Raw genomic sequence first — 20,989 nt, 5'->3', positions numbered from 1 at the left:
TGTGAGGTTATTATTCGGCATAATTTTTTGTGGATGCGGCGAGACGGGTTAATAAATTAATTTTTTGATGGACATTTTATTATTTTTAAACTGACTAGAGTGTTGCGCTCTAGTATTGTTTTGGTATATCTTAGACGGTTCGTCGCTACTTTTAGCATTAGTAAAATATGCAGAGCAGGTTTGATAGTTTCGGAATCGTTAATTCAAATCAATCATTTAACGCTCGGGATTTGAGATGGTTTTCTTGTAGAAATTTATTGAATCAAGCACCTGTATTTTATTAAGTATGCATAAGTAAATCATGTAAAAGTTATGTAAGTCGTGTGTTCTTTGTTTGATCGATTGTTTCTTGAAGATACTATAAGAGTGTATCTAGTCTGGCATTTTACGATCCTGTTTTTTGTCTTATTAGAGCAGGCTGTAACATTTACTAGGAAAAGTAAAATGCTTTGTTGTAAAACAAACAAACAGCTCTTTAAGTAGCGCAAAATGGCTGAATAAACAGCAAAACATTCCTTAATGTTGTTAATTTAGCTACGTATAAATTAATCCAACATAAATAATAAAGAACAGAGGTGATATTGATGAGTAAAATACAACATAGTAAATATGTCTACGAAAGTAATGTCAAATATATTGACGTATAGCGTTGTTTGTGCTAGTATTGAAACATAGCTTTGACAAAACAAAAAGCGACAAACATTAACAATTTAAAATACAACACCTTGCAAAGTTAGCTTATACGACGGAAACTAGGTGGCAGCACAAATACTATTTTATGAACATTCTGTGAAGAAATTTTTCATAAAATAAAGAGTTCGTATTTTATGCGAAACGTGATACCACCTAAGCTCCGCCGAGATATGTACTCTTGGCGTTGTAGCGCGCGAAAGCTTGAGCGCTGCGCACCTGATAAATCCTTGATGAAGTTATCGTCGGCGAGAATCAGGTGCGTAGATAATAGACTCGCAATCGCAAGACTAGATGCTCGCGTCACGCGAGCGGTCAATTAGGCTATAAGCAGCTAGCGGCGACCCTAATAGTTGTTTAGAAAGGTGTTTCGTTTTTCGCGAAACTGCTTATATGCCTTTAAGGGTGGTGGTATCATAATAAATATGTTGAGACGCATAGTAGCTTTTATAACGGTTTGTTCAATTGTTGGGGTTCTCGCCATCATGCAGTCGTCTACTCCTTCGCATTCAAGCCCGTTGATTATATTACTGGTGTTCTTACTCTTATATATGTCGGTGCTTGGGGTGCTGACTTTTTTGTTGCATAGTATACGACTTATCTTAGTTCGTATCCGTAGAAGCAAGGCGGGCGACCATTACGGCAGCGTTTCTTTCTCTCGGTCAATCGCATACGGGAGTGTTTTGGCGTTTTCGCCGATTATCCTTATGGCTGTGCAGTCTATTGGTGGGCTGAAGCTGTATGAGATTATGCTCGTTGCTGTGTTTGAGGCGGTGGCAATATTTTATGTTTATAAGCAGCAATAAACCTTTGAAGCGCTAGTAATATTGGTTACTCTTATGGTATAATTTAACAGATATGGAACCTAGGCAGCAGGAACAATTAGCGCCAATTGGAGAAATTCAACCGGCAGCGTCTCAATATGAGGTGGGTGCAGCACAAAATTCTCTTGAAGTAGCACAGAGCGGCGTTGAAAATCACCGTGAGATTGGATCTGTCCGAGCGGAAGCGGTTCAAGCTGCTGCTGCGGCAGCCCCTGCGCTTCCTACTCCGGTATTACCTGCACAGTCAGACGGTGGCGTAGGGGTTTCTGACGATACGACAGCTATGCTAGCGAACGATGATGATCTAATTGAGAAGGAATGGGTCGATAAGGCAAAGAAGATTTTAGCTGAGACGAAAAATGATCCGTATGAGCGCGAGTGTAAAATCAGTGAGCTGCAAATTGAGTATATTAGACAGCGCTATGGGCGAGTGATAGGGCAGGCAGAAGACTAGGATGGGGGCAGAGTGGGCGCACTAGTGGTACTTTTTGTTACAGCAGCGTTAATTGCGGCTGGCGCAACAGTTATATTTTTCGTGTATCGCGGCACACTGCGCGAAGCGAAGAACTACGAGCGCGGACTGAAGATGGTGCCGATTTTAATCCATTTACCACCAGCGAGTGACGATATCGCGGGTGAAAATCGCGATAAACGCGACTTGACCGAGGAAGTATTGTCGCAAGCACAAGTAATGTATAACATTATTGCAAGTACTGCTACGAAGGGATTTAAGAGTCGAATCTACGGTCAGCGTCATCTGTCGTTTGAAATCGTGGCGCGTGATGGGCTTGTGTATTATTATGCTGTCGTGCCGACGGTTCTTACGAGCGTTGTGCGCCAAGCGGTGGCAGCGGCATACCCGTCAGCACGACTCGAAGAGGTAACGGAACACTCGGTGTTTAGCAAAGTGGGAAAGATGAGTGGGACGATTGGCGGTGAATTTACTCTTAAGAAGCATTATTCATATCCTATTGCAACCTACATGGAATCAAAGCGCGATGCATCGCGTGCTTTGCTGAATGCGATTTCTGCAGCAGGACGTGAAGATGGCATTGGGTTACAATTTTTGATTCGCCCAGCACGCGACAACTGGTCAAAGGTTGCCGTATCAATGGCTGAGAAGATTATTAAAGATAAACAGAGTGGCAAGAAGTCTCCGCTCGGTTCATTTTTCTCGCCAAACGAATTGATGGAGGCGCTGTGGAAGCCGCCGACTGGGTCGGCTGATAGCAATAAAGGTCCTGGTGAAGAAAATAAGCAATTAAATGCAGTTGAGCAGGCGACAGTTGAGGCGATCCAGGAAAAGACGCGGTATCCTGGTTATGAGGTTCTGGTTCGTGTGGTCGTGTCGTCGAATACAGCAGCACGTTCGCAGGGTGTCTTGAAGAATATTGTTGCAGCATTTGCATTGTTTGATTCGCCAACGTTTAATGGCTTTAAGTTTAACCTATCAAAGAATATTGAAGAGCTAACCTCATCGTTTATCTTTAGGTTCTTTCCGCAACAGGTTAACCAGAACATATTGAACAGTGTAGAGCTGGCAACGCTTTTTCATCTGCCAGATCAAAACAGTATACCTACATCGCAAGTGAAGCGGCAAATGAGCAAGCAGGTCGATGGTCCGACACAAGTCATGGAAACGGGACTATTGCTTGGCTATAACGAGTTCCGTGGTGTGAAAAAACCGATTCGTTTGAGCGACAAAGACCGTCGCCGTCATATTCATGTGATCGGACAGACTGGTGTTGGAAAGTCTGTGTTGCAAGAGAATCTGGCATACCAAGATATGCTGGATGGTCGTGGTTTTGCGTTCGTTGATCCGCACGGTGACTCGGCGGAGGCGCTCTTAAGTAAAGTGCCAAAGGAGCGCGTTGAGGATGTTGTTTACTTTAACCCAAGCGACATGGACAATCCGATCGGACTAAATATGTTTGAGTTTGATCACCCCGACCAAAAAGACTTTTTGGTGCAGGAGGCAATTGGGATGCTGTATGGATTATATGACCCTGGACATACGGGAATCGTTGGCCCGCGTCTTGAGCATATATTTCGAAACTGTGCGTTGTTACTGATGAGCGATCCGGGAGGTGGTACGTTTATTGATATTCCAAAATTGCTTATTGATGACGCGTTTATGAAGAGCAAACTGAAGTATGTTACCGACCAACAAGTGCTTGACTTCTGGACGAAAGAGTTCCCGGCGTCGCAGCGATCAAGTGAAGCGGGCGAAGTCATTAGCTGGGTTGTGTCAAAGTTTGGGCCATTTATCTCTAATGATGCAATGCGAAATATTATTGGACAGAAGAAAAGCGGATTTAATTTTGCGGATATTATGAATAATCGTAAAATTTTGCTCGCAAACTTATCAAAGGGGAAGATGGGCGACTTGAACTCGAAGCTCCTTGGTATTATTTTTGTGATGAAGTTCCAGGCAGCAGCAATGGCTCGCGCAAACATACCAGAGGAAGAACGTAAAGATTTCACGTTGTATGTTGATGAGTTCCAGAACTTTGCGACCGATAGCTTTGAAACTATCCTTAGCGAAGCGCGTAAGTACCGGTTAAGCTTGGTGCTTGGTAACCAGTTTATGACACAGCTACAGGAAAGCCTGCGTGAAGCAATTTTAGGTAACGTTGGCACGACGATCACCGGGCGTATTGGTATTACTGACGCAGAGATTATGGTAAAGCGCTATACTCCGGTGTTTGACGCGGAAGATCTGACGAAGTTACCAAACTTTGAGTCGGTTTGTGTGGCGCAGATAGAGGGTGTGCCTTCGGCGCCATTTAGTATGAGCTGGGTTCCGCCTATGGGGCAGAGCAATCAGCAGCTCGGTGATGCGCTGAAGCGGCTATCTGCAGTGAAATATGGACATCCACGTGCACAAGTAGAACGAGAAATCTTTGAACGACTTAAAACGGCAGATACTGCACAGTCTGGAGCAAAGACAGGGAGGGCGGCTCCATCCGCTGGGGCAAAGTCTGGTGGCATTGGTGCGCCAAAATCCAGTAGTTCATCATTTTTGGATGAGTGGCTCGCTAAGCGTAAGCAGATGACAGGGGGGAGTGGCCGCCCACCGGCAGCGAATATTGCGAGTACAGGCAAAATGATGCCGCCACAGCCAGCCGCCCCGCCAATGAGCCCGCCTCCGGCGTCTACCTCTGGGGCAATAAGCAATCCGCTCCAATCAGGTGCGACCTCAAAAATGGGCGGTTATCCTGTTGCTAGCCAATCGGCGGCTCAATATGGCAACAATATGCTTCCACAGCAGATACAGCATCCTGGGTTAGCAAATCAGTCGGCAGCCTCTTCGCTGCAATCGGCGAGCAGTCTAACGCCTACATCAACTACCGCTAGCTTACGCGACGATTTTAATACCGTCACGTCCGTGCCGCAAACCGGAATGATATCGTCGCAACAACCGCCACAGCAGTCGTCTGATGGGCGTATGGACGCAGTGTCATCCCGCCAGGATGATGAAGTGACGATAAAATTACGGTAGAGACTTATTTATGTAAAGGTAATGAGTCTGCGAAAGTCTTTTAAGCCTTAACTTGGCTCCTACCTCTATCCCTACCTATCTTTACCAATAATAAGCAGTCGGAAATAGTCGTAGACGAGCCCGACAACCCACCCAAGCCCAAAAGCAGCAATCGTTTCAGTGCCTGATAATTGGTAACCATATGCGCGTGCTATGAGATAGGTGGCAAGCACGAGAACGAACGAGCAAACTGCCCCTGATAAAATAGCGTTTGGTCGCGCGACAGAATTACCGACAGCTTCGCTGGTCTTTTCGACGACTTTGTTATGAATAATTTTACTGAAGGTGCGACTCGGCGCTGACATGTGAGATTGCACTTCGTCCATAGTTTTAGCGAATGCTTTTTCTCGCTCCTGCTTAGAAATCGGTCCTTTACGTCGTTCGGCTGGTGATGGGTCACTCCGCTCCGTTTCTTGGCGATTTTCTTTTTCGGCCTTTGCAACAGCTTCAAGCGTTTCGCGGCGCGCGTTTTCAAGTCTTTCCGCTTTATTTTCGCGAGTTGATTCTCGTTCACGGTTCTCGCTTGCAACTTCGTATTGCTCGGTAGTGAACTCGCGCAACTCATTTAATGACTCTCCCTTTTCGGTTGACCCTGATAACTTTTCGTTGTTCATATACCACCCCTTGTTTTAAATATGTGTTAAATTGTACCAGTACTAAAGTCGCGGCGTATTAAGCGGACTTCTTTTTTCAGTTGGCGTGAGCGTGCGTAGAAGAACGCAACGACGGCGAATATAATCGCTGCAAATGCGATGTTCTCGTTAGGACCGGTATGTGGCAGTTGTGCAACAACTGACTCAACCTTTTTCTGGACAGGGCAATCAACGTTGATATTGACAGTGTTTCCGAATGTATTTGTCATGACGCAGTCGTAGGAATTTGGGTTGCCTGTGCCGGCGCCTTTTGCGGCAATCGTGCTCGCGAGTTTTACGCTAAATATACGAGTCTGTGTCTCACCTGGTTTTAATGTTACTTTTGGCCATGTCAGCAGTGTTTTTGTCGCGATTCCATCTGATGAATTGTCGTCTGTGAGCGTGCCGCCACCAGTGTTTTCTAGACTAGCGTATTGCAGAACATCGGCTAGATCCTCCTTGATCGTGTATTCTGTTGCTTTTAGTCCTTTGTTGGTGACGTTAATTTTGTACACGATTTGATCAGTAGCTTTTGCCGCGATCGTTGTGGCGTCGGTGTTGTTCTGTGACGTATTTTGTGCGGTCTTGGTTTGAATAATTTCAGCATTGCATTTTGTATCGTTGATCCAAATCGTTGAATCGCCGGGACATGGTTGGCAGTTTGGGTCTGTTTTGAGTAGGGCTGGGTTCTGCGGGCACTTTGCTGGTGGAGCGATTGTAAAACCCTTGGTGCACCCAGCGCTCGTTCTATCGCCAAGTGATGTTTTGATCGTTAATTTGACCGAGTAACTACCGGGAGTCTTCTCTGTGTAAGTTGCGACGCTTGAACTACTCTCTATCGTTTTAACAAGTGTGTTGTCACGGTATACCTGAAATATATACTTTGAAATCGTTGCGCCATCTGTGACAATCCCGCTGCCGGTGAATTGATAGGTATCGCCATTCTTTTTGATATCAAGTGCCGAGCATGTTGAGGTCGGATTTTTAGGCGGCGTTGAACAGTTAGGGTAGGTTCCTACTTGACCCGGAGGGCACGCTGGTCGCGGCGGGATAGTAAACGTGATCAAGTTACCGCATGAGCGCATAATGCCAAACCATAAGCCGGTTGATGAGGATCGCCCAACGTAAGCAGAGTAAGAACCGCTATTTCCCCAAAGACGTTGTGGTCGGTAGTAGAATGTACGCGTACCGCCGCTCGTTTTTACGGTATAGCTTCCTTCGCCGCTTGAAGCACCAAAAACAGGCTTCATCCCCCAGGAATACAGTCCCTCACTACTGCGGTGATACTCTAGATTACCGGTTGCTCGTTGGATGTCGGCACGAGAAATACCAATGGCAGTGTATAGATCGCGAATATTATTGACGTTCTGGTCGTAGCTAGACATGACAGCGCTTGGTGTATGAGTGCCGCCGTATACCATGTCGGTAGCATCGGCTGCGCTTGCTGGTTCTGGTGCTTGAAGCATCGTAAATGACTGGACGATAAGCGCGAGAGCAGTAAATATAAGCCCAAGGCGGCGTGTAGTTTCCTCTTTTCTCAGGCGTTTAGCATAAAACCCTAGTTGCCCGACGAGTGCAGGGCTAAACGAAAGGTTTGATACAAGCTTTCTAAACATAGTGCAACCTTTTTTTGTGTTAAAATTTCTGAGATAACTCTCATTTGACTATTAGTTTAGCATATGCGTTTACAGATAGCAATAACTTGAATGAACAATTTTTTTTATGGTATAATCGGTGTAGAAATGAATAATCTGAGTTGACAGTAAGCGAGGGAGATTCCATATGGCTAAACAAAAAGACGACGGTTCTTATGATGGTTCACAAATTCAGGTTCTTGAAGGTCTTGACCCGGTTCGCAAGCGTCCAGGCATGTACATTGGAAGCACGGGTTACGACGGTGTTCATCACTTAATTAAAGAAATTGCCGATAATTCTATAGACGAAGCAATTGCTGGTCATGGTACACGTGTTGACGTGCGAATCCTTGAAGATGGTGGTGTTACGATTACCGATGACGGGCGTGGCATACCGGTAGATAAGCATCCGAAAACTGGTTTGAGCACGCTTGAAACAGTATTAACTGTGCTGCATGCTGGCGGTAAGTTTGGCGGCGGCGGCTATAAGGTATCATCTGGATTGCACGGTGTTGGTTCAAGTGTAGTGAATGCTTTGTCAAGTCGAATGATCGCTGAAGTCGCAAAAAACGGTTCAATATATCGAATTGAGTTTGAACGAGGCAAAACAGTCGTGCCGTTTAAGAAAAGCCGGTTAACGGACGAGAATTGGACGCGCGGCACGCGGATTACGTTTTATCCTGATCCTGAAATATTCAAAGAAACGACGAAATTTGACTATAAATGGGTCGTGAGCTATTTGCGCCATCAGGCTTATCTAACAAAAGGCGTGTATGTGACGGTTTATGATGAGCGCACCAAAGAGCGCCAGGCGTTTTATTTTGAGGGCGGCATTCGCAGTTATGTGAAGAATCTCAACGTTGGTAAGGACGTTCTTGGTAACGAAATTTTCTACGTTGAAAAGCAAGTTGATGATTCGATGGTTGAAGTAGCAATCCAGTATAATGATTCCTATGTTGAAACAGTAAAACCGTTTGCAAATAATGTGTTAACTCCGGACGGTGGTACGCATTTAGTTGGTTTTCGGTCGGCACTCACGCGCGTTATAAACGATTATGCGCGCAAAAATAATTTGCTAAAAGAAAAAGAAGACAATTTATCCGGCGATGATATTCGCGAAGGTTTGACGGCGGTTATTTTGGTGAAGCTGCCCGATCCGCAGTTTGAAGGCCAGACGAAAAATAAGCTTGGCAATCCAGAGGTGCGGCGATATGTCGAACAAGTAATGAATGAATACTTTGCGTATTTTCTGGAAGAGAATCCAGCGATTGCGAAGAAGATTGTCAATAAAGCATTGCTTGCAGCTAGAGCGCGCAAGGCAGCTCGAGCTGCACGTGATAATGTGATTCGTAAGGGTGCGCTTGATGGCGCCAGCCTGCCTGGTAAATTAGCAGACTGTTCAAGTAAGAATCCAGCTGAGTGCGAACTCTACATCGTTGAGGGCGATTCAGCTGGCGGTTCAGCGAAGACGGGGCGCGACAGTCGTACACAAGCTATTTTGCCGCTGCGAGGCAAGGTTTTGAACACTGAACGGGCTCGTCTTGATAAAATGTATGCAAATCGCGAGATACTAAGCTTGATAAAGGGTATGGGTGTCGGTATCGGCGATGCGTTTGATATGCGCGGTTTGCGTTATCATCGTGTTGTGATTATGACCGATGCCGACGTTGACGGTAGCCATATCGCGACACTGCTTATGACATTCTTCTTTCGGTATATGCGTCCGGTTGTTGAAGGTGGTCATATTTATCTAGCAAAGCCGCCACTATTTAAGTTGAAGCTATCGCAGCATAAACAGGAGTATTTGTATAATGAGGAAGCACTTGATGCAAAGTATCAGGAGTTGATTGCTGCCCGCAAAGAAAAAGGTGTCGCGATTGATCCGAGCGAGCCGCTCGTTAGACAAGCAGGATTGAGCGAATCGTCGTTACAGCGTTACAAAGGTCTTGGTGAAATGGATGCTGATCAGCTATGGGAAACGACAATGAACCCGGAAAATCGTGTTTTGGTGCAGGTTCGGCTTGAAGATGCAGAGCGCGCTGATGCAATTTTTACTAAATTGATGGGTGATGAGGTTGAGGTGCGTAAAAACTTTATTCAAGCAAACGCAAAGAAAATGAGTCTTGAGGAACTGGATGTCTAATATGAACGAAGATAATGCAATGCAACAGCAAGAACATAAACCGGTAGAAGGCGAGGTACTGACGCAGACCGACCACAGTCATTCAAAGACTGTTGAAATTCGTACTGTTGAAGATGTTATGGAAGATAATTTCCTGCGGTATTCAATGTCGGTGATTGTTGATCGTGCATTGCCTGATGTGCGCGACGGCATGAAGCCGGTGCATCGTCGTATCGTGTATGTGATGGATAAAATGGGCATCGGCCCATCCTCGAAGACGGTTAAGAGCGCACAGATCGTCGGCGAAGTTATGGGTAAATATCATCCGCATGGCGATTCATCAATATACGATGCAATGGTGCGTATGGCGCAGGATTGGGTTGGACGCTATCCGCTCGTGCAGGGTCAGGGTAACTTTGGCTCTATGGATGGAGATCCGCCAGCGGCAATGCGCTACACTGAAGCAAAAATGACGCGCGTGTCCGAGGCGCTTTTGGCAGACATTGACAAAGAAACGGTTGATTTTCGTGATACATACGACGCGACACACCGGGAACCTGTTGTATTGCCAGCAAAGTTGCCAAACCTGTTGCTTAACGGGCAGGTTGGTATTGCTGTTGGTATGGCGACGAATATTCCGACGCATAATCTTGGCGAGATTGTTGACGCAACAGTAGCATTAATTGACAATCCAGAGGCGACGCTTGACGATCTCATGAAGCATATTAAGGGTCCTGATTTTCCAACAGGGGCGGTTGTATATGGCGGTGCTCCAATGCATCAGGCATATGCAACTGGTCGCGGTAGCGTGACAATTCGCGCAGTGGCGAATATTGAGGAGGCGAAGCGTGGACGTCATCAAATTGTCGTAACAGAGATGCCGTATGGTGTTAACAAGGCAACGCTTATCGAAAAAATTGCCGATCTAGTGCACGATAAGAAGCTCACGACAATCAGTGATCTGCGTGATGAATCGGCGCGTGGTAGTGTTCGCGTGGTAATTGAGTTAAAGAAAGATGCATATCCAAAGAAGGTGTTGAATCAACTTTATAAATTAACGGCGTTACAGACGAACTTCCACTATAATATGCTAGCACTTGTTGAGACTGGCACGAATCCAGTGGCATTGCAGCCGCGAGTACTCGGGTTGCATGATATTCTACATGAATTTATCAAGCACCGCCAAAAAGTAGTGCGGCGACGTACAGAATACGAACTGCGCAAGGCAAAAGAACGGGAGCACATTTTAGAGGGCTACAAAATAGCACTTGATCATATTGATGAAGTAATCCGAACGATTCGTGCTAGTAAAACGCAAGATGAAGCTGAGAAGGCATTGATTGAGAAATTTGGCCTGAGCGTTATTCAAGCAAAAGCAATTCTTGCAATGCAGCTACGCCGTTTAACAGGCTTAGAGCGCGAGGCGATTGAGAATGAGTTGGCTGAGCTGCGAAAGAAAATTGCACACCTCGAAAAAGTCTTGGCAGACGAGAATGAAATTTTGCGTATTATCAAGGAAGAGCTTCTTGAGATCAAGGAGAAATATGGTGATGAGCGTCGTAGTAAAATTATCAACACAGAAGTTGGCAAGTTTAGCGATGAGGAACTAATCCCAGAAGAGGACACAGTTGTATTAGTGACAACAGAAAACTACATTAAGCGTACACTTACGAGTGATTATCGGCGTCAAAATCGTGGCGGCAAAGGTAAGCGCGGTATGACGACGAAAGAAGAAGATGTCATTGATCAGCTTGTACCAGCCAGTACGCACGATTGGCTGCTATTCTTCACGAACAAAGGTCGTGTGTTCCGCCTCAAGGCATATGAGGTGCCGGCAGCGAGTCTTGCGGCTAAGGGTGTCGCAGCAGTTAACTTGCTTCAATTGCAGCCTGAAGAGAAAATTACATCAATCATTAACCTCGCGAAAGATGCAGGGAGTGATGGGTATTTGTTTATGGCAACGACCAAGGGTACCGTAAAAAAGACGGCAATTTCCGACTATGCAAATATTCGAACAAATGGGTTGATCGCAATAAACCTAGATGATGGCGATGAACTGCGCTGGATTAAGCAAACTGACGGCAAAAGCGATGTGATTATATCAACATCTGCCGGTCAAGCGGTGCGATTTAACGAGGAAGAGTGTCGGCCAATGGGGAGAGCGGCACGTGGTGTGCGTGGTGTGCGGCTGCGTCCAAATGACAGCGTAGTCGGCATGGATGTTGTAACATCGGCAGATCAAACACTTCTGGTCTTGAGTGCAAATGGCTATGGAAAAATTACAAAGGTAGCGAATTTCCCAAGCCATAAGCGTGGCGGTGTTGGCATTAAGGCGGCGACGGTTACAGCGAAAACTGGTCCGATCGTTACGGTGCAAACGCTTGAGTCTGACGCGGTTGAAGCGATTATTATCAGTCAGGGTGGACAAACTATTCGTGTTGGGCTGGGTGACATACCAACATTAGGACGTACAACGCAAGGCGTGCGTGTAATGCGGCTTAGTGATGACGACAGCGTGTCGTCAATCGGCATTATGCGTGATTCAGGAGAAGATGAAGGTTAGCATATAATATGACGATTTCTCCATATTTAGTAGCAGTTGCTGTTGGGTGGGTTATTGCTCAGGGCGCTAAGTATATTACGGCAGCGATAAAAGCGCGCAGCTTGCATGTGTTTGATCGGCTATATCTGTCTGGTAATATGCCAAGCGCACACAGCGCAACGGTTGTGTCAATTGCGACACTTATCGCGCTGCGAGATGGCGTTGATAGCGGGCTATTTGGTCTCGCAGTGGTTCTGGCGCTTGTTGTTATGTATGATGCTATGATGGTGCGCCATTCGGTTGGTGAGCAAGGAGCGGTTATTAAGCACATCTTGAAAGAGTCAAATATAGCAGTAAAAGAACCTCATGTAGCGGATGGACATACGCCGCTTGAAGTGATTGTCGGTGTGTGTATTGGTATGCTTGCCGGTATTGTTGTATTTTACACTACAAAATAGCCAAAAAACAGTGTTGACTTGCTAAAAAAATCGCGCTACAATGATGGACAGTCTAGTTGCGAGATGGAAGAAACTGTAGTTCTATTATGTAGTTAGGCGTAGTGCTATTTAACAATTTAATTGTGCAATAATCATCGTCAGTCTATTTTTGAGTAAGATAGACGTTTCAAATCAATGAAACATCTTTTATGGAGAGTTTGATCCTGGCTCAGGATGAACGCTGGCGGCGTGCCTAACACATGCAAGTCGAGCGGCAGCGAGGGGTGCTTGCACCCTGTCGGCGAGCGGCGGACGGCTGAGTAACGCGTGGGAACGTGCCCCAAAGTGAGGAATAACTGCCCGAAAGGGTAGCTAATACCGCATATTATCTTCGGATCAAAGGATTTATCCGCTTTGGGAGCGGCTCGCGTCGGATTAGGTAGTTGGTGAGGTAATGGCTCACCAAGCCGACGATCCGTAGCTGGTCTGAGAGGATGACCAGCCAGACTGGAACTGAGACACGGTCCAGACTCCTACGGGAGGCAGCAGTGAGGAATCTTCCACAATGGGCGAAAGCCTGATGGAGCAACGCCGCGTGCAGGACGAAGGCCTTCGGGTTGTAAACTGCTTTTATAAGTGAGGAATATGACGGTAACTTATGAATAAGGATCGGCTAACTACGTGCCAGCAGCCGCGGTCATACGTAGGATCCGAGCGTTATCCGGAGTGACTGGGCGTAAAGAGTTGCGTAGGCGGTTGTATAAGTGAATAGTGAAATCTGGTGGCTCAACCATACAGGCTATTGTTCAAACTGTACAACTTGAGAGTGGTAGAGGTCACTGGAATTTCTTGTGTAGGAGTGAAATCCGTAGATATAAGAAGGAACACCAATGGCGTAGGCAGGTGACTGGACCATTTCTGACGCTAAGGCACGAAAGCGTGGGGAGCGAACCGGATTAGATACCCGGGTAGTCCACGCCGTAAACGATGGATACTGGCTGTTGGAGGTATCGACCCCTTCAGTAGCGAAGCTAACGCGTTAAGTATCCCGCCTGTGGAGTACGGCCGCAAGGCTAAAACATAAAGGAATTGACGGGGACCCGCACAAGCGGTGGATCGTGTTCTTTAATTCGATGCTAAACGAAGAACCTTACCAGGGCTTGACATCCAGGGAATTTTTGGGAAACCAATTAGTGCCGTTTGGAACCCTGTGACAGGTGATGCATGGCCGTCGTCAGCTCGTGTCGTGAGATGTTTGGTTAAGTCCATCAACGAGCGCAACCCTTGTGTCTAGTTGTATTTTTCTAGACAGACTGCTTCGGTAACGGAGAGGAAGGAGGGGATGATGTCAGGTCAGTATTTCCCTTACGTCCTGGGCTAGAAACACGATACAATGGCTAGTACAATGCGCAGCGAAGCCGCGAGGTGAAGCAAATCGCACCAAAGCTAGTCCCAGTTCGGATTGGAGGCTGAAACTCGCCTCCATGAAGTCGGAATCGCTAGTAATCGCAAATCAGCAAGTTGCGGTGAATACGTTCCCGGGTCTTGTACACACCGCCCGTCAAACCATGAAAGTGACCAACACCCGAAGTCCGATTCGTCGGCCTAAGGTGGGGGGCATGATTGGGGTTAAGTCGTAACAAGGTATCCGTACCGGAAGGTGCGGATGGATTACCTCCTTTCTAGGGAGTAAATAATGCCTGGTAGTTGAGAAATCATTACCGGAGCTAGGTCGGTCTCGTAAACATACTAAGCTTATATGTTTACTTTGTAACCCTTTGGGGTGAGACAAAGCTTACGAAAAATCTCAAAAGTCTGGCAGATTATTGTACAATTAAGTTGTTAAAGTGGTAAATAGTAAAATAAGAGGTTATTTAGAACCTCTTATTTTGTATGAATACGGAATAATATTACCTATTACCGCCGAAGAATAGACTGAAGAACGTAAGTAGAAGCAGCTCGTGCAAGTTGACCATAACGACAATTCCGACACCACACGCGATTAGTCCGTACAACTGGTAGCGGCTATAGCTGCCAACGCCACCACCGAACATATCGGCGAGCTGTCTGTGCCATAATGTGACCGCACCACCTGTGCACAAAATCATAAAACCGATAATAAATGATGTCCAACTAAATGTATATGTCATATTTTTAGTATACCACTTGATATCGTGGTCTGTATAGAGTAAAATAGTTAAAGTTCATGTACATTAAATATTTTTTTACGGGGATATAGCTCAGTTGATTAGAGCACCTGCTTTGCAAGCAGGGGGTCCAGGGTTTGAGTCCCTGTATCTCCACCATAAGATCATGGGCGATTAGCTCAGCTGGTTAGAGCGCGTCACTGATAATGACGAGGCCGGAGGTTCAAGTCCCTCATCGCCCACCATGAACTAATTGTCGTACACTGTATGGGCGCTTAGCTCAGTTGGCTAGAGCACCTCGTTTACACCGAGGGGGTCGGGGGTTCGAGCCCCTCAGCGCCCACCATGAGTCTTTTGCATGAACCATCGCCTTAGGGCGGTGTCTTTTTTATATTTGTTGCGGCTTTGTTATATGTCGTGATTTCCGTGCTGGTTATGGTTTCCACTTCTTGATTGGCTTGTCTATCAGGGCGGATTATTTTTGTATATTGAGGTTGTGGCGGCGTGTTGAAATCCGTCGTTGATTAGCTGGACAAAGGGTAGAGTGAGGAAGATTAGGTGTAATTGTATGGCTGACTTGGTTGAGCAATTTCTTGAGGTGGTCTGAGCTAGGAGGTTTCCTTTGAGGTGCTGAGAGGCGTCGCGCCTACATGGGTAGCGTTGGGCGAGACGAGAATAATCGCTCGCTCTGCGCAGCATGGAGCATATCTCTGAGGTGTTGGAGGTGTAGGATCAAGAGTTTTTTGGAGTTAGTGGTGGTAGCAATCAGGAGAAGACTTCTGAGGACGGTTCCGGGAATGTGGGGGGGCTGGCTGCTTGTTTGCGTATTTGTTGTACTAGGCGAGTAGCGTGGTTTGTCGCCGAAAAATGTATGTGTTTGTCAGTGAGCTATGTGTTTTAGGTGATATTTGCCAATTTCTCCTTGCCTACTGTATCAATATTATTTTATATATGACGACAGCAGAGTTATCTAAAAGACAGCAGATTGTCCGCACCGTGGTCGGATCGCAAGAGCTTGAAGGTGCGCCCATGGACGTTTGTATGAGGTATTCGCTCAAGGGAAACTTTCTGTTGACAACCTACTGGCGTTGGCGCGCCGAATTGTTGAGGACGCTGGTCGTGGCAGTCTAGCTAGTCCGAAGTAGAGGTATCGTATAATAAGAACATGTCGAATCACGCTTCGCCCTCCAACTCTCAGTCCGATCCTCGTCGCAGGCTAATCCGTAATTCTACGGTTGAGTTCTTGATATTCACGGCGCAGGACGGGAGTAGCAGCATCAAGGCGCGGTACGAGGATGAGACGGTCTGGCTGACACAGAAGCTGATGGCTGAGCTGTTTGGTATCTCTCGGGCCAACGTGGCGATGCATCTGCGCAGCATCTATGACTCAGGCGAGCTGGACGAAGCAGTAACCTGTCAGGAACTCTCACAGGTTCGTCAGGAGGGCATACGTTAGGTCTATAACCTTGATGCCATCATCTCGGTCGGCTACCGGTTCGACTCGGTGCGAGCCACCCAGTTCCGCCAATGGGCTACTCGGGTGCTGCGCGACTTCGCCGTCCAGGGCTATGTCATTGACCGGCAGCGCATGCTTCAGGAGCGAGTGGTCAAGATCTGCTTGATGGTGAGTTATCGGTTAAGCCGCCGCGCGAGTATATTAAGCAACTTATGATTAGGGCGACACAAATGATGGACGACCTAATCGTACTTGCGAAGAGGTACCGATGTTGTGCAGATACCGCAGAACAGTATCGTCGGCGACGTCAAAACGGTCGGTGATTTTCTGGGTCAATAGCACATCGGCGTACAGTTGCTCAGTTTGGCGTTTTTGAGCATCGTTCAAGCCTCGTGTTCTCGGTTTGATGTTACGACGCCTGAATCCTGCTGCACTCGGAATCGGTGAGCTGTCGCTGGTGCTGCACCATGTGGCGGACTGACGTGGACGGCGCGGTTGAGTGACTAGTGGAGGCAGTGGGAGAATCGTCGTGATGGTTTGTTGGGGTCGCCCAGCAGGCTGGGCGACCTTTCCGGAGGGAGGCGATGAACTGCAGCAGCTCCTTCCAGTTCTTGGTTTGAGTGGTGCTAGGGCTACCATACAGGTTGCCTCATAAAAGTTAGTGAGGTGTTTTTATTGACGTAAAAGCACTTCGTTTAGTAAAATATATATAAAGTGAATGTTCTCGGCTGTAAGAACCTCTGGCGATTGACGAAATTGAATCGTGGAGAGGCGTTTTGATAAGTCAAAATTACAACAATTTTCCAGTAGAAACTATAGACAAACAGTTATCTAAATGCTACGATGGATGAAGTTGGAAAATCACCACAGCTTGAACGTAGATTGTACGTGCGTCGGTTGTTATGACGCTGGTAGATGTGCGCTCAAGTATGACGGGAGGAGTGCATGTTGTTTAACAATTTAGTGATGTAAGAAAAGATTGACGGCACTAGGATTGTGAATAACAACTACTAGTTAAGTCAATGCATAAAAAGGTACTCAAGGGCACTGTAGTGGATGCCTAGACGTATATTACCGATGAAGGACGTGGAAGACTGCGATAAGCTTCGGGTAGCTGTCAACAAGCTTTGATCCGGAGATTTCCGAATGGGAGAACCTAGCATGAGTAATGTCATGTTGCCTCACGCTGAATACATAGGCGTGTAGAGCGGGAACCAACTGAACTGAAACATCTTAGTAGGTTGAGGAAGAGAAAGTAAATAACGATTCTCGGAGTAGTGGCGAGCGAAACGGGAAGAGCCCAAACCTTATAAGTTTTTGCCTGTTCGCAGGCAAATAAGCTGATAGGCGAATGCTTACAAGGGGTTGTGATATAACACACGACCAAGCCAGAGAACTTGAATTTTTTTCGAGGTATCTGGTTTGCGACTACTGGCTATCAACGGTAGGTAAGGTAAGAAAACGGCGTGGTTAGCAGAATAGTTTGAATGGCTAGCCAAAGAACGTGAAAGCCGCGTATGCAAAAACGACGCTGACCTTATATGTGTTTTATCGAGTAGGACGGGGCACGAGAAACCCTGTTTGAATCTGGCTGGACCACCAGCCAAGGCTAAATATAATATACGATCGATAGTGAACTAGTACAGCGATGGAAAGGTGAAAAGAACCCCGGAAGGGGAGTGAAATAGATTCTGAAACTCAGTGCCTACAAGGAGTCGGAGCCCAGCTTGCTGGGTGACGGCGTGCTTTTTGTAGAACGATCCAGCGAGTTAATTTTTAGTGCAAGGTTAAGTCAGTTGACGGAGCCACAGTGAAAGCGAGCCTGAATAGGGCGACAAGTACTAAGGATTAGACCCGAAACCGGGTGACCTAACCATGAGCAGGTTGAAGCTACTGTAACAGGTAGTGGAGGACCGAACCAGGATACGCAGCAAAGTGTTTGGATGACTTGTGGTTAGCGGTGAAATGCCAATCGAACTCGGAGATAGCTGGTTCTCCTCGAAACAGTTTTAGGACTGGCGTCATGTGGTAGCAGTCGGGGGTAGAGCTCTGTAAAGGACTGGGGGGAGCAATCCTACCCACCCTTAACAAACTACGAATACCGATTGTGGAATCATGGCAGTTAGAACGGCGGAGCTAAGTTCGTCGCTCAAAAGGGAAACAGCCCAGACCATCAGCTAAGGTCCCTAAATTTACGTTAAGTGGGAAACAAGGTGAGATTTCTTAAACAGCTAGGATGTTGGCTTAGAAGCAGCCATTCATTTAAAGAGTGCGTAACAGCTCACTAGTCAAGAGATTTTGCGTGGAAAATGTAACGGGGCTAAACGTAATACCGAAGCTATGGGTTCATACATTTGTATGGGCGGTAGAGGAGCGTTCCTATCAGCGGTGAAGCAGTATTGTAAAGTATTGTGGAGCGTTAGGAAGTGAGAATGCTGGAATGAGTAACCATAAGATAGGTGAGAATCCTGTCGGCCGTAAGAGCAAGGTTTCCTGAGCTATGGTAATCATCTCAGGGTTAGTCGGGCCTAAGCCGAGGCGCATAGCGTAGGCGATGGACATCAGGTTGATATTCCTGAACCGGCGTAGTTTGTACACTGTTCACGGAGAGATATTCGGAGCGGATTCATGGTATGTATTCGTCCAACCGAGCGGGAACGCAAAGGGAGTGAAAGTTACTCTACGGAGTGACGATTCTGAAAAAGGCTCTGGCTAGAAAAGCAGGTGTACGCGTGACTATGTCCGCCCGTACCGCAAACCAACACAGGTGCTCGAGTCGAGTAGACTCAGGCTTACGAGAGAACCTTCGCTAAGGAACTCGGCAATACAGCGACCGTAACTTCGGGATAAGGTCTGCCCCCACTTCGGTGGACGTGTTGTCAGTTTCAAAGCTTAAGGTATGGTTAAAAGAGTATCTTTAATACCATCAATTCTTTTAGAGATAGAACCATGCTTTTGGAACTGAAGCTCAACGCATCTAACGATGTGGGGGTCGCAGCAAAAGAGCCCACGGAACTGTTTACCAAAAACACAGCTCTCTGCTAACACGAAAGTGGATGTATAGGGGGTGACTCCTGCCCGGTGCTGGAAGGTTAAGGGGAACGCTTTACGGTGTGAACTGAAGCCCCAGTGAACGGCGGCGGTAACTATAACCGTCCTAAGGTAGCGAAATTCCTTGTCAGGTAAGTTCTGACCCGCACGAATGGAGTAATCATGTGGGCACTGTCTCAGCGAAGGACTCGGTGAAAGTGCATTGGCGGTAAAGATGCCGTCTGTCCATACCAGGACGAGAAGACCCCATGGAGCTTTACTACAGCTTTACATTGAATACGGTTTCAACATGTGTAGCATAGGTGGGAGACGTTGAAGCAGATACGCTAGTATTTGTGGAGTCGCAATGTGAAATACCACCCTTGTTGTGATTGTGTTCTCACGCTGACCGTTATCCGGTTAGCGGACCGTGTATGGTGGGTAGTTTAACTGGGGCGGTTGCCTCCTAAAGAGTAGCGGAGGCGTTCAAAGGTTGGCTAACTTCGGATGGAAATCGAAGTGATAGTGTATGCGCACAAGCCAGCTTGACTGTGAGGATCACAATCCAATCAGAGACGAAAGTCGGAGCAAGTGACCCGCTGTGAGTACTTTGTACAATGTATGTGGGAACGACAGCGCACACGGATAAAAGTTACCCTGGGGATAACAGGCTTATAGCGCCCAATAGTTCACATAGACGGCGCTGTTTGGCACCTCGATGTCGGCTCATCACATCCTGGAGGGGGAGCACCTTCCAAGGGTTCGGCTGTTCGCCGATTAAAGTGGTACGCGAGCTGGGTTCAGAACGTCGTGAGACAGTTCGGTTTATATCCGGTATGGACGTTAGGAAATTTGAGAGGATCTGCCCCTAGTACGAGAGGACCGGGGTGGACGTACCTCTGGTGTACGGATTGTAGCCACCTGCTGCATTGTCCGGTAGCTATGTACGGATCAGATAAGCGCTGAAAGCATATTAAGCGCGAAACTGACCTCAAGATAAGATTTCCCTATGAGGACACAGAGAGACTATCTGTTTGATAGGTGCAAGGTGGAAGTGTGGTAACATATGGAGCCGAAGCATACTAATAGTCCCATTGCCTTTTTATGTCCTTATCTACGGCGCGAATGTTTGCATTTGTATCGTAGATAAGGTAGACTTAACTAGTAATTGGTGTTCATGAGCACCACTGTCAATCTTTTACAAACCGGCTAAAAACGGACATCGAAGTAAGGGGTTTGGCCCACCAGCGAAGCTATACTGGGACCAAGCGCTTTAAACCCCTTTCTTCGGTGCCCATGGCGAGGAGGAAACACCTGTTCTCATTCCGAACACAGAAGTTAAGCTCCTCAGCGGCGATTATACTGCGAAAGTGGGAAACTAGCACGGTGCCGAATTATAAAAAGACCATCCGAATAGGGTGGTCTTTTTCGATTGGTGCGATTATACAATAGCATAAGATATAGAAAATTAACTATATACATGATTTATAACTATTTGATTTAGCATAATCAAGACTTGGTGAGCTCTTAGTTTTCTTGGGTGTCAGAAATTTGCTCGGCTAACTATGATAGGACGGCTCTTTTAGGTTGTAGCGAAACTAATTTAAGTTGTCTTGTAAACCAAAAGTAAGCCCGAAGAGGGCTTACTACAGCATTCTCGAATCTCGCAGAAAACGAGAATTGTTGTGGTGAACCTTATGGTTTTTGATAAGATTCAAACAGGTGCCTACCTATAATATCGCACCATGCGCATATATGCAATAGTTTTTATATCATAATTTTTCGTTCTGTAACCATTGACAGTTTGAAGCGTTTGTGCTAAAATTAGAGCATACATATAACATATGTGAGGTAACGTGAGGGTTTTGGCAATCTTTTGTAAAGAGGTTCCATAACCCTTTTAATATATTGCCTACAGGGCAGGGAGGATTAGA

12 protein-coding genes, 3 tRNA genes, 3 rRNA genes and 1 pseudogene are annotated in these 20,989 nt (G+C 46.6%); 14 read left to right on the top strand and 5 right to left on the bottom strand.

The genetic code is table 11. From position 1 onward, the window contains the following. Positions 1 to 802 precede the first annotated feature (802 nt). Positions 803 to 997 (bottom strand): hypothetical protein, encoded by a 195-nt coding sequence (locus J5A52_04715; protein ID QUB37413.1) that lies wholly within the window; start codon positions 995 to 997, stop codon positions 803 to 805. Positions 998 to 1,115: 118 nt separating this feature from the next. On the opposite strand from J5A52_04715, the gene J5A52_04710 reads away from it, so the two are divergent. The 3 genes from J5A52_04710 to J5A52_04700 are packed head-to-tail and all read left to right on the top strand — an operon-like array spanning position 1,116 to position 5,016. After that, complete coding sequence (locus tag J5A52_04710; GenBank protein QUB37412.1) at positions 1,116 to 1,496, top strand: hypothetical protein; 381 nt, start codon at positions 1,116 to 1,118, stop codon at positions 1,494 to 1,496. 52 nt (positions 1,497 to 1,548) lie between these two features. Continuing rightward, a complete protein-coding gene (locus J5A52_04705; protein ID QUB37411.1) occupies positions 1,549 to 1,968 on the top strand; it encodes a hypothetical protein in 420 nt (139 codons plus the stop codon). A 12-nt stretch (positions 1,969 to 1,980) separates the two neighbouring features. After that, entirely contained in the window at positions 1,981 to 5,016 is a 3,036-nt protein-coding gene (locus J5A52_04700; protein QUB37410.1) for a TraM recognition domain-containing protein, read from the top strand. 71 nt (positions 5,017 to 5,087) lie between these two features. Here the strand turns inward: J5A52_04700 and J5A52_04695 are convergent, their stop codons facing one another. Together J5A52_04695 and J5A52_04690 are read right to left on the bottom strand one after the other, a co-directional pair. Further along, a complete protein-coding gene (locus J5A52_04695) occupies positions 5,088 to 5,669 on the bottom strand; it encodes a hypothetical protein (GenBank protein ID QUB37409.1) in 582 nt (193 codons plus the stop codon). A 26-nt stretch (positions 5,670 to 5,695) separates the two neighbouring features. Then, positions 5,696 to 7,303 carry an LPXTG cell wall anchor domain-containing protein gene (locus J5A52_04690; protein ID QUB37408.1) on the bottom strand — a complete coding sequence of 536 codons (1,608 nt, stop codon included), beginning with the start codon at positions 7,301 to 7,303 and terminating at the stop codon, positions 5,696 to 5,698. A 166-nt stretch (positions 7,304 to 7,469) separates the two neighbouring features. Between J5A52_04690 and gyrB the strand changes: the two genes are divergently transcribed. From gyrB to J5A52_04670, 4 genes are all read left to right on the top strand, one after another. Then, the gene (gene gyrB / locus J5A52_04685; GenBank protein QUB37407.1) at positions 7,470 to 9,464 is read left to right on the top strand and encodes a DNA topoisomerase (ATP-hydrolyzing) subunit B; all 1,995 of its coding nucleotides are present in this window, start codon (positions 7,470 to 7,472) and stop codon (positions 9,462 to 9,464) included. Between the two features lie 19 nt (positions 9,465 to 9,483). Next, positions 9,484 to 12,006 (top strand): DNA gyrase subunit A, encoded by a 2,523-nt coding sequence (gene gyrA, locus J5A52_04680; GenBank protein ID QUB38013.1) that lies wholly within the window; start codon positions 9,484 to 9,486, stop codon positions 12,004 to 12,006. A gap of 8 nt (positions 12,007 to 12,014) precedes the next feature. Beyond that, positions 12,015 to 12,443 (top strand): divergent PAP2 family protein, encoded by a 429-nt coding sequence (locus J5A52_04675; protein QUB37406.1) that lies wholly within the window; start codon positions 12,015 to 12,017, stop codon positions 12,441 to 12,443. 185 nt (positions 12,444 to 12,628) lie between these two features. Then, positions 12,629 to 14,104, top strand: a 16S ribosomal RNA gene (locus J5A52_04670). A 228-nt stretch (positions 14,105 to 14,332) separates the two neighbouring features. On the opposite strand, the gene J5A52_04665 is transcribed toward J5A52_04670, so the two are convergent. Beyond that, a complete protein-coding gene (locus J5A52_04665; protein QUB37405.1) occupies positions 14,333 to 14,572 on the bottom strand; it encodes a hypothetical protein in 240 nt (79 codons plus the stop codon). Positions 14,573 to 14,651: 79 nt separating this feature from the next. Between J5A52_04665 and J5A52_04660 the strand changes: the two genes are divergently transcribed. From J5A52_04660 to J5A52_04640, 5 genes and pseudogenes are all read left to right on the top strand, one after another. Further along, positions 14,652 to 14,728, top strand: a tRNA-Ala gene (locus J5A52_04660). A 9-nt stretch (positions 14,729 to 14,737) separates the two neighbouring features. After that, positions 14,738 to 14,814, top strand: a tRNA-Ile gene (locus tag J5A52_04655). Between the two features lie 24 nt (positions 14,815 to 14,838). Then, positions 14,839 to 14,915, top strand: a tRNA-Val gene (locus tag J5A52_04650). 605 nt (positions 14,916 to 15,520) lie between these two features. Continuing rightward, entirely contained in the window at positions 15,521 to 15,700 is a 180-nt protein-coding gene (locus J5A52_04645) for a hypothetical protein (GenBank protein ID QUB37404.1), read from the top strand. Between the two features lie 34 nt (positions 15,701 to 15,734). Then, positions 15,735 to 16,241 (top strand): annotated as a pseudogene (locus J5A52_04640) (virulence RhuM family protein). Here the strand turns inward: J5A52_04640 and J5A52_04635 are convergent. Next, positions 16,242 to 16,412, bottom strand: a complete 171-nt coding sequence (locus J5A52_04635; protein QUB37403.1) for a hypothetical protein — start codon at positions 16,410 to 16,412, stop codon at positions 16,242 to 16,244. It abuts the pseudogene before it with no gap. A 640-nt stretch (positions 16,413 to 17,052) separates the two neighbouring features. On the opposite strand from J5A52_04635, the gene J5A52_04630 reads away from it, so the two are divergent. Both J5A52_04630 and rrf read left to right on the top strand, forming a co-directional pair. Beyond that, positions 17,053 to 20,162: ribosomal RNA gene (locus tag J5A52_04630) — 23S ribosomal RNA — on the top strand. A 179-nt stretch (positions 20,163 to 20,341) separates the two neighbouring features. Beyond that, positions 20,342 to 20,450, top strand: a 5S ribosomal RNA gene (gene rrf, locus J5A52_04625). The last annotated feature ends 539 nt before the right edge of the window (positions 20,451 to 20,989 follow it).

It is taken from the genome of TM7 phylum sp. oral taxon 349 (genome assembly GCA_018127705.1).
Classification (GTDB): Bacteria; Patescibacteriota; Saccharimonadia; order Saccharimonadales; family Saccharimonadaceae; genus Saccharimonas.
This window is presented reverse-complemented; position numbering and strand designations above follow the sequence as displayed.